Genomic DNA, 15,562 nt, shown 5'->3' on the forward strand with positions numbered 1-15,562 from the left:
GAACGTCATGTTTCATCGCTTATGGACATTGATTCGCAAAGAGCTGCAATCGTTACTGCGCGAGCCGCAAACCCGCGCCATTTTGATTTTGCCGGTGCTCATCCAGGTGTTTCTGTTCCCCTTTGCCGCTACGCTTGAGGTCACCAACGCGACCATTGCGGTCTATAACGAAGATAACGGCAAACATGCGGTCGAACTGACTCAGCGCTTCGCACGCGCCAAAGCCTTCACCCATGTATTACTCCTGAACAGTCCGCAAGAGATTCGCCCGACCATTGACGAACAAAAAGCGCTACTGCTGGTGCGCTTCCCGGCCGATTTCTCCCGTAAGCTCGACAGTTTTACTCCAGCAGCCATGCAACTTATTCTCGACGGACGCAACTCCAACAGCGCGCAGATAGCCGCAAATTACCTGCAGGAAATCGTGAAAGATTACCAGCAGGAGTTAATGACCGGGAAAACAAAGCCGAACAACAGCGAACTGGTTATCCGTAACTGGTATAACCCCAATCTCGATTACAAGTGGTTTGTAGTGCCGTCGCTGATCGCCATGATCACTACGATAGGCGTGATGATTGTCACTTCGTTGTCGGTGGCCCGCGAGCGCGAACAGGGTACGCTGGATCAACTGCTGGTTTCTCCACTGGCGACCTGGCAGATTTTTGTCGGCAAAGCGGTGCCTGCGCTGGTAGTCGCGACCTTCCAGGCTACCATCGTGCTGGCAGTGGGTATTCTTGCCTACAAAATCCCCTTCGCCGGTTCGCTGCTGCTGTTCTATTTCACGATGCTGATTTACGGGCTGTCACTGGTGGGCTTTGGCCTGCTGATCTCATCCCTGTGCTCAACACAGCAGCAGGCATTTATTGGCGTATTTGTCTTTATGATGCCCGCCATACTGCTCTCCGGGTATGTCTCCCCGGTTGAGAATATGCCGATCTGGTTGCAGGATCTGACGTGGGCGAACCCAATCCGCCACTTTACGGATATTACCAAGCAGATTTATTTGAAGGATGCGAGTTTTGGGATTGTCTGGGGAAGCGTGTGGCCGCTACTGGTGATAACGGCCACGACAGGATCAGCGGCGTACGCCATGTTTAGACGCAAAATCGCGTAGTTTTTTATCTTTCGCCAGCAGCGAAACCAGCGCCGGACCGGCAAGGATAACCAGCCCGGCCAGCGCCAGTAGCAGGTTATTTTGCATAACGCGTGAAAGCAGCCAGAGTACGATCATGGCCACGCCGAAATACCAGGTGGTGGTCAGCTCTTCCAGAACATCACCAATGCCACGCCAGCGCTCTTCATGGTGACGCTGTAAAAACAACATCGACAACACCGTCACCGCGTAGACCACACACAGCCCCAGTCCTACACGCACCATTGCCGCGTTCATCCAGGCCATCACCAGCACCGCCACAATCAGCAAATGCAACATAATCTGCCAGCAACTCAGACCGGTTGCGACACGAACACGTTGTTGCCACTTCATGGACTCTCTCCGGAAGAATGTTTAACTGATCAGAGAGTACTTATATTTACAGAAAATTCCGTAAGCCCGCCTCTTTTTGTGACAGAGACTACAATTTATTTTCATGAGGATAGTGACGCTGGCAGGAGAAAAATGACCCAATTAACCCGGCAATTTTCATTAAAAGTGCTCACCATTAATACACATAAGGGCTTCACCGCATTTAATCGGCGCTTCATTTTGCCCGAGCTGCGTGATGCCGTTCGCACCGTGAGCGCCGATATCGTCTGCCTGCAGGAAGTGATGGGAACGCACGCCGTGCACCCGCTGCATGTGGAGAACTGGCCCGACACCACTCATTACGAATTTCTCGCCGACACCATGTGGAGTGATTATGCCTACGGGCGCAATGCCGTTTACCCGGAAGGTGACCACGGTAATGCAGTGCTATCTCGTTTTCCGATCGAATATTTTGAGAATCGCGATGTGTCGGTGGAGGGGAGTGAAAAACGTGGATTGCTTTACTGTCGCATCGTGCCGCCGGAAATTGAACGCCCGGTGCATGTAATTTGTGTGCATCTTGGTTTACGCGAAGCACACCGCACCGCTCAACTCAACATGCTGGCCCAGTGGGTCAACTCGTTACCTGAGAACGAACCGGTGGTGGTAGCAGGTGATTTCAACGACTGGCGACAACGTGCCAACCATCCGCTTAAAACCCAGGCCGGGCTGGACGAGATTTTTACCCGCGCCCACGGACGCCCGGCACGCACCTTTCCGGTGAGCCTCCCCTTCCTGCGTCTCGATCGCATCTATGTGAAAAATGCTAGCGCCAGTGCCCCAACCGCACTGCCACTGCGTAACTGGCGTCATCTTTCTGACCACGCCCCACTCAGTGCGGAGATCCACTTATGAAATGCAGCTGGCGCGAAGGGAACCGTATTCAGTTGTTGGAGAACGGTGAAAATTACTATCCAGCGGTGTATGAGGCTATCGCCCGAGCGAAGCATAGAGTCATTCTCGAGACCTTTATCTGGTTTGAAGATGAAGTGGGTTGCGAACTGCATGCCGTGCTGCTCAAAGCAGCCCGACGCGGTATCGATATTGAGGTGCTGCTGGATGGCTACGGATCGCCGGATCTCAGTGAGTCGTTTGTCAACGAACTGACCGCTGCAGGCGTGGTATTCCGGTATTACGATCCGCGCCCGCGTCTGTTCGGTATGCGAACCAATCTTTTCCGCCGGATGCACCGCAAAATCGTGGTTATCGATAATACCGTCGCCTTTGTTGGCGGTATCAATTACTCCGCCGAACATGTCACCAGCTATGGTCCGGAAGCTAAGCAGGATTATGCAGTGCGTGTTGAGGGCCCCGTTGTGGAAGACATTTTGCAATTTGAGGTGGAAAATCTGCCCGAAAATGCACAGGTCAGACGCTGGTGGCAGCGCCGTCGCCATCGGGCAGAGGACAACCGCACACCAGGTGAGGCCCAGGCGCTGTTCGTCTGGCGCGATAACGACAGCCACCGCGACGACATCGAACGTCACTACCTGAAAATGCTCGCCAACGCGAAGCGTGAGGTGATCATCGCCAATGCCTACTTCTTCCCGGGTTATCGCCTGCTGCATGCCATGAAAAACGCGGCTCGCCGGGGCGTGCGTGTGAAACTGATTGTGCAGGGTGAACCGGATATGCCGATTGTCAAAGTGGGCGCGGAGCTGCTTTACAACTATCTGCTTAAAGGCGGCGTGCAGGTTTATGAGTATCGCCGCCGCCCTTTGCACGGCAAGGTCGCATTGATGGACGATCACTGGGCAACGGTGGGTTCAAGCAATCTCGATCCGTTGAGCCTGTCATTGAATCTTGAAGCCAATCTGATTATTCACGACAGAGAATTCAACCATACGCTCCGGGAGAATTTGCACGGCATTATCGCCGCAGATTGCCAGCGCGTGGATGAATCCATGGCCCCCAAACGCACCTGGTGGAATCTGGCAAAAGGAGTGGTGGTGTTCCACTTTCTGCGTCACTTTCCCGCTATGGTAGGCTGGCTGCCCGCGCACACGCCGAAGCTGGCGCTGGTTGAACCCCCGGTCCAGCCCGAAATTGAAACCCAGGATCGCCTCGCGCCTGAAAATTCCGAGGTGAAATCAGGATGACAAAATCACATCCGCGCTGGCGGTTAATCAAAAGAATCCTCACCTGGCTGTTCTTCATTGCCGTCGCCGTACTGCTGGTGCTGTACGCGCAAAAAGTCGACTGGGAGGATGTCGGCAAAGTCATCCGCAACTACAACCGTAGCGTGCTGCTCGGTGCAGCGGCATTGGTCGTGGTGAGTTACCTGATTTACGGTTGTTACGACCTGCTGGGGCGCGCCTACTGCGGACATAAGCTCGCCAAACGCCAGGTCATGTTAGTGTCGTTTATCTGTTACGCCTTCAACCTGACACTCAGTACCTGGGTGGGTGGCATTGGTATGCGTTACCGGCTCTATTCGCGCCTGGGCCTGCCGAGCAGCACGATTACGCGTATTTTCTCGCTCAGCATCACCACCAACTGGCTGGGGTACATTTTACTTGGCGGGATAATCTTCACCTTTGGCGTGGTCGATATCCCGGCGCACTGGTATATCTCCGACACAACCTTACGTATTATCGGCGTGGTATTACTGCTGTTTATCGGCTTTTACCTGTGGGCCTGCGGCTTTGCCAAACGCCGTCATTTCACTGTGAAAGGACAAAAGCTGGTCATTCCGTCATGGAAATTCGCCCTCGCCCAGATGGCGATTTCCAGCGCCAACTGGATAGCCATGGGCATCATCATCTGGCTGTTATTAGGGCAGCAGGCCAACTTCTTCTTCGTGCTGGGAGTATTGCTGGTGAGCAGTATCGCGGGAGTAATCGTGCATATTCCGGCGGGGATCGGGGTGCTGGAAGCTGTTTTTCTGGCACTGCTTGCTGGGGAGCACACGTCGCAAGGGGTGATTATCGCCGCCCTGTTGGCCTACCGCGTGCTCTACTACTTTATTCCGTTGCTGCTGGCGCTGATTGCCTACCTGGGGCTTGAAAGTCGGGCCAAAAAGCTGCGAGCAAAAAACGAGAAGGCGATGGCGAAATGAAGACATGCCGGATGGTGATCAGAGCCCCATCCGGCAGAACAGCATTAACGGCGGTTACCGAAGATACGCAGCAGCATCAGGAACAGGTTGATAAAGTCCAGATAGAGCGTTAACGCGCCTAAAATCGAGTACTTACGCAACGTAGATGCATCACGCACATCGAGCTGCGAGCCAATGTTTTTCAGCTTCTGCGTGTCATAGGCCGTCAGGCCGACGAAAACAATCACCCCAATGTAAGTTACTGCCCACATCAGCGCTTCGCTTTTCAGCCAGAAGTTAACCAGCGACGCCAGAATAATTCCAATCAGCGCCATAAACAGCATGTTGCCAAAGCCACTGAGGTCGCGTTTGGTCGTGTAGCCGTAGAGGCTCATGGCACCGAACATACCGGCAGTGACCACAAAGGTTGCAGCAATAGACTCTGCGGTGTAGATGAACAGGATGCTGGAAAGTGTCAGCCCCGTCAGCGCGGAGTAGAGCATGAACAGCGTGGTGGCCACACCGGCACTGAGTCGTTGAATCATGCCTGACAGCACGAAAACCAACCCCAGTTGGGCGATGATCAGACCAAAGAAGGTGATTTTGCTGGAGAAAACAAAGGCCATGACGTTTTCATTGCTGGCGGCATAGCCGGCAACAAACGCGGTCAGCAACAGGCCGCAGGTCATCCAGCCATAGACCTGCGCCATGTAGGTTTGTAGACCCGTACGGGCGGATGAAACTATCGAATCGGATTTCGGAAATCGGTCCATAAATCGCTCCTGATTAATGGGAAAACTTGCTTTAATCCTAACACATCCGGGGTAAAACGTTACCAGCGCTGAGCCGCCTGTTTGTCGCTGTCTCGGGCTGCCACCCAGCGTTCTCCCTGTTCTGTTGCTTCACGTTTCCAGAAGGGGGCTCGGGTTTTTAACTGATCCATGATGAACTGCCCGGCGTCAAAGGCGCTGCTGCGATGTGCGCTGGTGACACCCACAAAGACGATGTCGTCACCAGGCCAAAGTTCACCTACACGGTGGATCACGGTCACCCGCCCGAGAGGCCAGCGCGTGCGCGCTTCATCAACGATTTCCTCAAGGGATTTTTCAGTCATGCCTGGGTAGTGCTCAAGCGTCAACGCACTCACGCTGGTGCCCAGGTTGTGGTTGCGCACCTTACCGGTAAAGGTCACCACCGCACCGTCTTCATCCCGCTGTGCCAGCCAGGTGTACTCATCCCCGACGTTAAACGGCGCAGTGCCGACCAGAATGCGTGTCAGTGTCATTTTCAGCCTCCGGTCACCGGTGGGAAAAACGCCACTTCGTCGCCATCCACTACCGGATTGTCAAAACTCACCAGGGTTTGATTAACCGCAGCTAATAGCTTGCCCTCTTCCAGCGCCAGCGCCCAACGGTCGCTGCGTTGTGCCAGATGAGCGCGAATAGCTTCGACGGAGGAAAACTCGCTCTCAAGCGTTAATCGGTCACAGCCGATCAGTTCACGCACCTGCGCGAAAAAAAGTATGTTAATCATTGCTCTCAACCTTGAAATCGCCGGATTTACCGCCGCTTTTTGCCAGTAATCGTACCGGGCCAATGACCATGTCCTTCTGGACCGCTTTGCACATATCGTAAATGGTGAGCGCCGCAACAGATGCGGCGGTCAGGGCTTCCATCTCCACCCCAGTTTTGCCACTCAGACGGCAGACTGACTCAATACGCACACGGCTATGCTCAGACTGAGCCTCCAATTGCACTTCCACTTTGCTGAGCAGCAATGGATGGCAAAGAGGAATCAGATCCCACGTCCGTTTTGCCGCCTGAATCCCGGCGATACGTGCAGTGGCAAAGACATCACCTTTGTGGTGGCTACCGTTAATGATCATCGCCAGCGTTTCAGGGAGCATGGTGACAAAGGCTTCGGCGCGAGCTTCGCGCACGGTTTCCGCTTTGGCCGAAACATCAACCATGTGTGCTTCGCCATCTGCGTTAATGTGAGTCAGTTGCGTCATCTTTCAGGGCTTAATATGGGAGTGGAAATTACAGGGACGCGTACGGGCATCCAACTGCGGCGCGATGATGTTTTCCCAGGCGGTACGACAGGCTTTTGGTGAGCCCGGCATCGCGAAAATCAATGTTTTATTCGCCACACCTGCCAGGGCACGGGACTGCAGCGTCGAGGTGCCAATCTCTTCAAACGAGAGCATGCGGAACACTTCGCCAAAGCCTTCAATTTCACGATCGAAGAGCGGCAGCAGGGCTTCCGGGGCCTGATCGCCGTCGGTAAAACCGGTGCCGCCATTCACCAGCACCACCTGTACATCGTCACTTGCAATCCATGCTGATACCTGAGCGCGAATGGCATAACGATTCTCTTTGACTATCGCTTTCGCGACCACATGGTGACCGGTGTCCTGGGCTGCATCACGCAGCCAGTGGCCAGATGTGTCGTCTTCTTCGCCACGACGGCTGGACACGGTAAGAATAGCGATACGGGTTGCAACAAACTCCGCGCTGACCTGACTCATTCAATATCTCCTTGTGACGATTATCCGCCAATGTAAGAAAGGTTTTGCGTAATACCGGTATGACCCTGATGCAGAAAATGGGTCTGTTTTTTGTGCGCCAGTGCTTCGGTGATGCGCATTTCCAGCGCCTCTTGCTGCAGGTCTTCCTGTAACAAGTCACGCAGATTAACGCCGCCATCGCCAAACAGACACAGGTGTAACTTGCCCGTTGATGAGACGCGAAGGCGATTACAGCTGGCACAAAAATCTTTCTCATAGGGCATGATGAGGCCAATCTCCCCGGCGTAATCGGGGTGGCAGAACACCTGCGCGGGGCCATCGCTGCGCTGACTAAGCTGGCGAATCCAGCCACGGCGCAGGAGTTCATCGCGCAGGACCATGCCGGAGAGGTGATGTTTGCGGAACAGTTCGCTGCCCTCGCCCGTCTCCATGAGTTCGATAAAACGCAGTTGAATGCGGCGTGGTTGGATCCACTGAAGAAAGGTGTCGAGCTGGTGATGGTTCACATCACGCATCAGCACGGTGTTGACTTTGACCTTTTCGAAGCCCGCCGCAAAAGCAGCATCAATGCCGTCCATTACCTGCCGAAATTTGTCTTGCCCGGTAATGGCATGAAACTGGCGCGCATCAAGGCTGTCGACGCTGACGTTAAGCGCCGTCAGACCGGCATCGCGCCAGTTTGCAACGTCCCGAGCCAGGCGATAACCGTTGGTGGTCACTGCAATCTGGCGGATGTTTTGGTTTTCACGCACGGCAGCGATGATATCGGTGAAGTCACGGCGCAACGACGGTTCGCCGCCGGTCAAACGGACCTTCTCCGTACCCATAGCAGAAAACGCACGCGTAACGCGGCGGATTTCCTCAAGGCTGAGAAAACCGTTATTCGTGACGCCACCAGGCTTGTAGCCGTTCGGCAGGCAATATGTGCAACGAAAATTGCACACATCAGTGATCGACAGACGTAAATAAAAGAACTTACGCGCGAACGTGTCAGTCAGTTGTGTGGTCATGTACACCTTTCCAAATACGGGAGATGCAGTCATTTCTTCCTGCACCCTGGCGGCTGACACCTTCCGGCATCGCCACGGCCAAAATGCCGTATCGTCAGACTTAGGCATAGAGGCTAGAGTGTATGTTGTATGCAACGCTAAGTAGCGTTACGGCGATAGTAGCGCGAACTTTTTCCCTTCGCCATCATGATTATCGTTATATAAACACATATATAACGAGTTAATCGTGTATTTTTGTTATAGAGTACGTGAAAATCATGTTTTTGCTTTGATATGCGTCATTTTCCACCCTGCACTGCATCGTCATTTGGTGGTATTTACGCTAACGTTACAGGGTAATTTTATCTCAAGGATTTCTATGCGTAATCGCACTCTTGCCGATCTCGACCGGGTTGTCGCACTCGGCGGCGGCCATGGCCTTGGTCGCGTGATGTCTTCATTGTCATCATTAGGTTCAAGATTGACCGGCATTGTTACCACCACGGATAACGGTGGTTCCACCGGGCGAATTCGTCGCTCAGAAGGCGGGATTGCCTGGGGCGACATGCGCAACTGTTTAAATCAGTTAATTGCTGAACCCAGCGTTGCTTCGGCCATGTTTGAGTACCGTTTTAGCGGTAATGGTGAACTTTCAGGTCATAACCTCGGAAACTTGATGTTAAAGGCGCTGGATCACCTGAGCGTGCGGCCGCTGGAAGCCATCAATATCATTCGAAATTTATTGAAAGTGGATGCGTTCCTGATCCCGATGTCCGAGCAACCTGTTGATTTAATGGCAACGGACATCGAAGGCAATTTAGTTTATGGCGAAGTGGACATCGACCAACTTGAATCGCCGGTCAAAGAGTTGATGCTATTTCCAAAGGTCCACGCCACTCGGGAAGCCGTTCAGGCCATTGCAGAAGCCGATTTGATTTTGATTGGACCGGGCAGTTTCTACACCAGTTTGCTGCCTTTACTTCTGCTGGAGGATCTTTCGCAAGCGCTCAGACGCACCCCGGCCCCGGTGGTCTATATCGGTAATCTGGGCAAAGAGTTGAGCGTGGCGGCCGCCAGCCTGACGCTAAAAGACAAGCTCAATATTATGGAGCAGTACGTCGGCAAACTCATTATTGATGCCGTCGTGGTAGGGCCCAAAGTAGATGTCTCTGCCGTCAGCGATCGGGTGGTCATTCAGGAAGTACTGGAAGCCAGCGATATCCCCTACCGTCATGACCGCCACCTGTTGCGCATGGCACTGGAAAAAGCTGTGCAAACCCTCGGTTAGTACAAAAGCGGGTCTGGCAATCCCGCTTTTCTCCCATCCTTAATTTCTTAAGGTTGTCTTAAAGAAACTGAACTAACATGACAGTATTGTTTCAGTCAGGATCTCTGTCATGCCTAAGTTTTCGTTGCGTCGGCCGGTGTTTAGCCGCCTGAACTTTATTATCTTTTTCGCGCTCTATATTGCGCTGGTATTAAACATCGCTTTTTATCGCCAGGCTTTTACCTTATTGCCGGTCGACTCTTTGCATAATGCGCTGGTCTTTTTATCGATGCCCGTCGTAGCGTTTAGCGTTATGAATATCGTGATTACGCTGGCGTCGTTTTTCCGCCTTGATCGGCTGGTCATCAGCCTTTTTGTACTGGTCAGCGCCGCGGCACAATATTTCATCATCAGCTTTGGCGTGATTATTGACCGCTCAATGATAACCAATATTGTCGATACCACGCCGGCCGAGAGTTTCGCCTTACTCTCCGTCAGAATGGTGATTGTGCTGTTCTTCTCTGCGGCTTTAATGATTGCCATCGCCTGGTGGGTAAAAGTGAAACCGGCAGTTTCCGTCTGGCGTAGCCTTGCCACACGGTTTATCAGCGTCGTGGTTTCTGCGCTGTTAATCGTCATCGTCGCACTGCTGTTTTATAAAGATTACGCCTCGCTCTTCCGCAACAATAAAGAGCTGGTGAAATCACTGAACCCCTCTAACAGTATTGCGGCATCGCTCTCCTGGTATAGTCATTACAGCCTTGCGAACCAACCGCTGGTGCGCATCGGTGAAGATGCAAAACAGCGCCCGCAGATGCAGCAGGGCCCACGTAAAAACCTGACAATATTGGTGTTGGGCGAAACGTCACGCGCAGAGAATTTCTCCCTGGGCGGTTATTCCCGCGAAACGAATCCGCTATTAAAACAGGATAACGTGGCTTATTTCCCGAACACCGCCTCCTGCGGTACCGCCACGGCGGTTTCTGTTCCTTGTATGTTCTCTGGCATGTCACGAGCACATTACGATGATGCTCTGGCCTCTCATCAGGAAGGCTTGCTGGATATTATTCAACGCGCCGGACTTCAGGTGCTGTGGAATGACAACGACGGTGGATGTAAAGGAGCCTGCGACCGCGTGCCTCACCAGGATATAACAAAGTTAAATCTGCCGGGTCAGTGTATCGATGGGGAATGTGTGGATGAGGTGTTATTCCACCAGCTTGATGATTACATCAATAACTTGCAGCAGGACGGCGTTATCGTATTGCACACCATTGGCAGTCATGGCCCGACCTATTTTAACCGTTACCCGCCAGCGTTCCGTAAATTTACGCCGACCTGCGACACAAACCAGATTCAAACCTGTTCTCAAGAGCAACTGGTCAATACCTACGATAATACAATTCTATATGTGGATTATATTGTCGATAAGACGATTAAATTACTGCAAAGTAAGCAGGATAAATTTACGACCAGCCTGGTCTACCTTTCCGATCATGGCGAATCGCTGGGCGAAAATGGTGTCTATTTACATGGATTACCCTATTCCATTGCTCCGGAAACCCAAAAACATGTGCCGATGCTGGTTTGGCTCTCTGACGATTACCAGAAACGCTATGGCATAGATTATCCGTGCCTGCAAAAAGAAGCGCAGCAGAAAAATGTATCGCAGGATAATCTTTTCTCGACCATGCTGGGATTAACCGGGGTTGAGACGAAGGAATATCGTGCGCAAGATGACCTTTTGACCACCTGCCGTGGGGAAGCAAAATGAAAATTTTGGTCGTAGAAGATGATGCACTGCTGCTTCAGGGGCTGATGCTGGCGATGCAAAGCGAAGGTTATGTGTGCGACGGTGTCTCAACTGCACATGAAGCCGGGTTAAGCCTGGCGACCGGTCATTATAGCCTGATGGTGCTGGATTTGGGTCTGCCCGATGAAGACGGCCTGCACTTTTTACAGCGCGTGCGCCGGGAAAAATACAGCCTGCCAGTGCTGATCCTTACTGCCCGTGACACGCTTGGAGACCGTATTGCAGGCCTCGATACCGGGGCCGACGATTACCTGATCAAACCTTTTGCGCTGGAAGAACTCAACGCGCGAATTCGGGCATTACTGCGCAGACATAACAATCAGGGCGACAATGAGATTATCAACGGTGATCTGACGCTAAATGTGACCCGGCGCCAGGTCTGGCGTGACGGTATCCAGGTCGAGCTCACGCCGAAAGAGTACGCCCTGCTCTCACGTCTGATGCTGAAAGCTGGCAGCCCGGTGCATCGTGAAATTCTCTACAACGATATCTATAGCTGGGACAACGAGCCAGCCACCAACACATTAGAAGTGCATATCCATAACTTGCGCGACAAAATTGGTAAAACACGTATCCGCACCGTTCGGGGCTATGGCTATATGCTGGTCAGTGCAGAAAGACAGGATCAGGTAGGGTGAACATGAATGTCAAAGGCTGGACGATGCGCCGCCGACTGGTCCTGACCATCGGCGTGATTCTGGTATTGTGTCAGCTCGTCAGTGTTTTCTGGCTCTGGCATGAAAGCAAAGAGCAGATCCAGCTGTTGGTGGAAAGTGCGGTTCATAATCACAACAACCACAAGCATATTCAGCATGAGGTGCACGAAGCCGTCGCCAGTTTACTGGTGCCAAGTCTGTTGATTATCGGCCTGGCACTGCTGATCTGTTTGCAAGCCATTAAAATGATCCTGCGTCCGTTATCAGAGTTGCAGCGAGAACTTGACGCCCGTACACCCGATAACCTTGAACCTATCGCCCTGAACAACTCGGTGCAGGAAGTCCAGGCCGTTGAATCAGCCATCAACCAACTGGTGGGGCGCCTGACATTGACACTCGACCGTGAAAGGCTTTTTACGGCAGATGTGGCTCACGAATTACGTACCCCCCTCGCAGGCTTGCGCTTGCACCTCGAATTAATGTCAAAAACGCACGACCTGAACGTTGCGCCGCTGATTCAGCGACTCGATCAAATGACTGAAAACATTGCGCAGTTGCTTCAACTGGCTCGTGTGGGGCAATCCTTCTCTGCGGGAAGCTATCAGCAAGTGATGCTAATGGCGGATGTGGTCCTGCCGGTCTGGGGCCAGTTGGATGCCATGCTGGCGGAAAGAGAACAGGTTCTACTCCTGCCTGAAAGCAACCAGGACGTGGCGGTAGCCGGGGATGCTACGTTACTGCGCGTGCTGGTGAGAAATCTGGTAGAGAATGCGCACCGCTACAGCCCTGAGGGATCCACGATTCGTATCTGCATTGAAGGTGATGATTTCCCGATACTGGCGGTCGAAGATGAAGGCCCGGGCATTGATGAGTCGCGCAGTGGTGAACTGAGCAAGGCGTTTGTCCGCATGGACAGCCGTTATGGTGGTGCAGGTCTGGGGCTCAGTATTGTCACCCGTATTGCCCAACTGCATGATGCTCAATTCTTTTTACACAATAAAAAACCCACACCTGGCGTACGGGCATGGGTTAAATTCAAACCAGTTGTGCGTTAAATCGTGCTCAGTAGCTCAGGATCCAGGCGTGGCTAAAAGCAATAATAATCGCCATTGAGAGTGCAACAGCCAGGTATTGATACAGATTTTCTTTTTGCATTTCGAAATCTCCTGAATTTTGCTACGGAGATTATCGGAACTACCTTAAGCAAACATTAAGGCCCGCTCACGGAATCGTGACGGGCCTCATATCATGAGACGGTAATAAACAGTTCCCGCAGTTGATGCAGCTTGTCACGACATTGCGCGGCTTCCTCAAATTCGAGATTCTGCGCGTGTTGCATCATCTGCCCTTCGAGCTCGTGAATTTTTTGCTGCAACGCTTTTGGCGTCAACGCCATTTCCACTGCTTCGGCCTGCGCTGGTGTCCGCGACTTACCTCGCCCTTTGGCTTTGGTTTTCGCCAGGTTTTCCCCGAGGCTCAGGATATCCACCACTTTCTTATTCAGGCCCTGCGGCGTAATGCCGTTATCTTCGTTGTACTTCTGTTGTTTCTCACGACGACGTTCAGTTTCGCCAATAGCACGAGCCATGGATGGCGTGATTTTATCGCCGTAAAGAATCGCCTTGCCGTTAATGTTACGCGCCGCACGGCCAATGGTCTGAATCAGTGAGCGCTCGGAGCGCAGGAAGCCCTCTTTATCAGCGTCCAGAATCGCCACCAGCGACACTTCCGGCATATCCAGACCTTCACGCAGCAAGTTAATGCCGACAAGCACGTCGAATTCCCCAAGGCGCAAATCGCGGATAATTTCCATACGTTCCACGGTATCAATATCCGAGTGGAGATAACGCACCTTCTCGCCATGCTCTTCAAGATACTCGGTCAAGTCCTCTGCCATGCGCTTGGTCAGCGTTGTGACCAACACCCGTTCGTTAATGGCTGAGCGTTTGCGAATTTCGGAAAGCAAATCGTCAACCTGGGTCGCCACCGGGCGCACCTCAATAATCGGGTCGAGCAAGCCGGTAGGTCGCACGACCTGGTCAATAACTTCATCACCTGATTTTTCCAGTTCATAATTACCCGGCGTCGCAGAAACGTAGATAGTCTGCGGAGCCAGCGCTTCGAACTCTTCAAATCGCAGCGGGCGGTTATCAAGGGCTGACGGTAAACGGAAGCCGTACTCCACGAGCGTCTCTTTACGCGCCCTGTCGCCTTTGAACATGCCGCCAATTTGCGGAATAGTGACGTGGGATTCATCAATCACCAGCAGGCCGTCGGCAGGCAGGTAATCAAACAATGTCGGTGGTGGCTCACCAGGGCCGCGCCCGGACAGATAGCGCGAGTAGTTTTCAATGCCCGAGCAATAGCCCAGCTCGTTCATCATCTCAAGATCAAACTGGGTACGCTGGGTCAAACGCTGCTCTTCAAGCAGTTTGTTGTTGTCCATAAGCGACTTACGGCGAACCGCCAGCTCATCTTTAATCTCTTCCATTGCCTGCACAATACGCTCACGCGGGGTGACGTAGTGCGTTTTGGGATAGACGGTAAAGCGCGGAATAACGGATTCCACATGTCCGGTTAACGGATCAAACAGCGACAACCGCTCTACCTCTTCATCAAACAGCTCCACGCGAAGGGCAATATCGTCAGATTCCGCCGGGAAGATATCGATTACCTCTCCGCGTACGCGGAAGGTACCGCGCTGGAAGGCCTGATCGTTACGGGTGTATTGCAGTTCTGCCAGGCGGCGTAGAATGGCACGTTGATCGATGATCATCCCGTTCGTCAGGTGCAGCATCATCTTCAGATACAAATCAGGGTCACCCAGACCATAAATCGCCGATACAGATGCCACCACAATGACATCCCGGCGCTCAAGCAAGGCTTTGGTCGCCGACAGACGCATCTGTTCTATGTGCTCATTTACCGAGGCATCTTTTTCGATAAAGGTGTCTGAGCTCGGCACATAGGCTTCCGGCTGATAGTAGTCGTAATACGAAACAAAGTACTCCACCGCATTTTCCGGGAAAAACTCTTTCATTTCGCCATACAGCTGGGCAGCCAGGGTTTTATTGGGTGCCAGCACCATCGTCGGGCGCTGCAAATCTGCAATAACATTGGCCACGGTGAACGTTTTACCTGAACCGGTAACGCCCAGCAGCGTCTGATGCGCGAGCCCATCTTCAAGGCCCTCTTTCAGGCGACGAATAGCCTCAGGCTGATCGCCAGAAGGGCGAAAAGCAGAATGCAGTTTTAACGATTTACTCATGGACAGCTACCTGATGAAGGAATGAGCGGGCAGGAAAGTAATTTTACTCACCGCGACGAGAATTGCCAGTCATTAATACTGGATGAAAAAACAGTGGCGATATCATGAATCTGTACTAGCACGAGGGTCGACATCACCTGCTCACCGTCAAAATGCGCCAGGGCGGAATAAAACACCTGTCGAAATGGGTTATCCCCAGAACATTTCGTTTTTTAACACTTGTCAAGAGATGTAATGAAAGTTTTGTGGCAGTGGGTGACACTTTTCTTACAACCATTGCTTTTATTTAATTATTTGAAAATAAAGATTATTTTATAAAAGCCGCCTTTCGCATCAATTCATGCGCAAGCCGCGTGTTTACTCGCTTGTCGCACTTTTTCTAACTCTAATACACAAGGTTATCCACAGGAATAGTGGATAACTGCTTCCAGGCCGTATGCACCGCCAGCCCACAGATTGTTAACAACCCGTGATTTCGCC

16 protein-coding genes and 1 riboswitch are annotated in these 15,562 nt (G+C 52.4%); of the genes, 8 read left to right on the plus strand and 8 right to left on the minus strand.

The window, feature by feature from the left end; genetic code table 11:
- Positions 1-7: 7 nt before the first annotated feature.
- Positions 8-1,114, plus strand: a complete 1,107-nt coding sequence (locus tag AC5JPW_RS07010; RefSeq protein WP_494239172.1) for an ABC transporter permease — start codon at positions 8-10, stop codon at positions 1,112-1,114.
- Here the strand turns inward: AC5JPW_RS07010 and AC5JPW_RS07015 are convergent.
- Complete coding sequence (locus AC5JPW_RS07015) at positions 1,076-1,486, minus strand: YbhQ family protein (protein ID WP_494239174.1); 411 nt, start codon at positions 1,484-1,486, stop codon at positions 1,076-1,078. The genes AC5JPW_RS07010 and AC5JPW_RS07015 overlap by 39 nt on opposite strands.
- A 132-nt stretch (positions 1,487-1,618) precedes the next feature.
- Here AC5JPW_RS07015 and AC5JPW_RS07020 point away from each other — a divergent pair, with 132 nt between their 5' ends.
- The 3 genes from AC5JPW_RS07020 to AC5JPW_RS07030 are packed head-to-tail and all read left to right on the plus strand — an operon-like array spanning position 1,619 to position 4,583.
- The gene (locus AC5JPW_RS07020) at positions 1,619-2,380 is read left to right on the plus strand and encodes an endonuclease/exonuclease/phosphatase family protein (RefSeq protein WP_494239176.1); all 762 of its coding nucleotides are present in this window, start codon (positions 1,619-1,621) and stop codon (positions 2,378-2,380) included.
- Positions 2,377-3,624 (plus strand): cardiolipin synthase ClsB, encoded by a 1,248-nt coding sequence (gene clsB, locus AC5JPW_RS07025; RefSeq protein ID WP_494239177.1) that lies wholly within the window; start codon positions 2,377-2,379, stop codon positions 3,622-3,624. Before AC5JPW_RS07020 ends, clsB begins: the two co-directional genes overlap by 4 nt.
- Complete coding sequence (locus tag AC5JPW_RS07030; RefSeq protein WP_494239178.1) at positions 3,621-4,583, plus strand: lysylphosphatidylglycerol synthase domain-containing protein; 963 nt, start codon at positions 3,621-3,623, stop codon at positions 4,581-4,583. Before clsB ends, AC5JPW_RS07030 begins: the two co-directional genes overlap by 4 nt.
- A gap of 44 nt (positions 4,584-4,627) precedes the next feature.
- Here the strand turns inward: AC5JPW_RS07030 and AC5JPW_RS07035 are convergent, their stop codons facing one another.
- From AC5JPW_RS07035 to moaA, 6 genes are all read right to left on the minus strand, one after another.
- The gene (locus tag AC5JPW_RS07035; RefSeq protein ID WP_494239179.1) at positions 4,628-5,335 is read right to left on the minus strand and encodes a Bax inhibitor-1/YccA family protein; all 708 of its coding nucleotides are present in this window, start codon (positions 5,333-5,335) and stop codon (positions 4,628-4,630) included.
- Positions 5,336-5,394: 59 nt separating this feature from the next.
- Positions 5,395-5,847 carry a molybdopterin synthase catalytic subunit MoaE gene (moaE, locus tag AC5JPW_RS07040; RefSeq protein ID WP_494239181.1) on the minus strand — a complete coding sequence of 151 codons (453 nt, stop codon included), beginning with the start codon at positions 5,845-5,847 and terminating at the stop codon, positions 5,395-5,397.
- 2 nt (positions 5,848-5,849) lie between these two features.
- Positions 5,850-6,095: a molybdopterin synthase sulfur carrier subunit gene (gene moaD / locus AC5JPW_RS07045; RefSeq protein WP_494239182.1), complete on the minus strand. Its 246-nt coding sequence runs from the start codon at positions 6,093-6,095 to the stop codon at positions 5,850-5,852.
- The gene (gene moaC, locus AC5JPW_RS07050) at positions 6,088-6,573 is read right to left on the minus strand and encodes a cyclic pyranopterin monophosphate synthase MoaC (RefSeq protein ID WP_494239184.1); all 486 of its coding nucleotides are present in this window, start codon (positions 6,571-6,573) and stop codon (positions 6,088-6,090) included. Before moaC ends, moaD begins: the two co-directional genes overlap by 8 nt.
- A gap of 3 nt (positions 6,574-6,576) precedes the next feature.
- Positions 6,577-7,089 carry a molybdenum cofactor biosynthesis protein B gene (gene moaB / locus AC5JPW_RS07055; protein ID WP_494239185.1) on the minus strand — a complete coding sequence of 171 codons (513 nt, stop codon included), beginning with the start codon at positions 7,087-7,089 and terminating at the stop codon, positions 6,577-6,579.
- Between the two features lie 20 nt (positions 7,090-7,109).
- Positions 7,110-8,099, minus strand: a complete 990-nt coding sequence (gene moaA / locus AC5JPW_RS07060) for a GTP 3',8-cyclase MoaA (protein WP_494239187.1) — start codon at positions 8,097-8,099, stop codon at positions 7,110-7,112.
- Positions 8,087-8,232, minus strand: a riboswitch (molybdenum cofactor riboswitch). (Overlaps the previous gene by 13 nt.)
- A gap of 225 nt (positions 8,233-8,457) precedes the next feature.
- Between moaA and yvcK the strand changes: the two genes are divergently transcribed.
- From yvcK to pmrB, 4 genes are all read left to right on the plus strand, one after another.
- Complete coding sequence (yvcK, locus tag AC5JPW_RS07065) at positions 8,458-9,366, plus strand: uridine diphosphate-N-acetylglucosamine-binding protein YvcK (protein ID WP_494239188.1); 909 nt, start codon at positions 8,458-8,460, stop codon at positions 9,364-9,366.
- Positions 9,367-9,475: 109 nt separating this feature from the next.
- Complete coding sequence (gene eptA / locus AC5JPW_RS07070; RefSeq protein ID WP_494239190.1) at positions 9,476-11,119, plus strand: phosphoethanolamine transferase EptA; 1,644 nt, start codon at positions 9,476-9,478, stop codon at positions 11,117-11,119.
- On the plus strand, positions 11,116-11,796 hold the full coding sequence (pmrA, locus tag AC5JPW_RS07075) for a two-component system response regulator PmrA (protein ID WP_494239192.1): 681 nt from the start codon (positions 11,116-11,118) through the stop codon (positions 11,794-11,796). The genes eptA and pmrA overlap by 4 nt, the downstream gene beginning before the upstream one ends.
- A 2-nt stretch (positions 11,797-11,798) precedes the next feature.
- On the plus strand, positions 11,799-12,869 hold the full coding sequence (gene pmrB / locus AC5JPW_RS07080; protein WP_494241155.1) for a two-component system sensor histidine kinase PmrB: 1,071 nt from the start codon (positions 11,799-11,801) through the stop codon (positions 12,867-12,869).
- A 191-nt stretch (positions 12,870-13,060) separates the two neighbouring features.
- Here pmrB and uvrB read toward each other — a convergent pair whose 3' ends face one another.
- On the minus strand, positions 13,061-15,082 hold the full coding sequence (gene uvrB / locus AC5JPW_RS07085) for an excinuclease ABC subunit UvrB (RefSeq protein ID WP_494239193.1): 2,022 nt from the start codon (positions 15,080-15,082) through the stop codon (positions 13,061-13,063).
- Between the last annotated feature and the right edge of the window lie 480 nt (positions 15,083-15,562).

The sequence above is a fragment of the Phytobacter sp. genome (assembly GCF_059074235.1).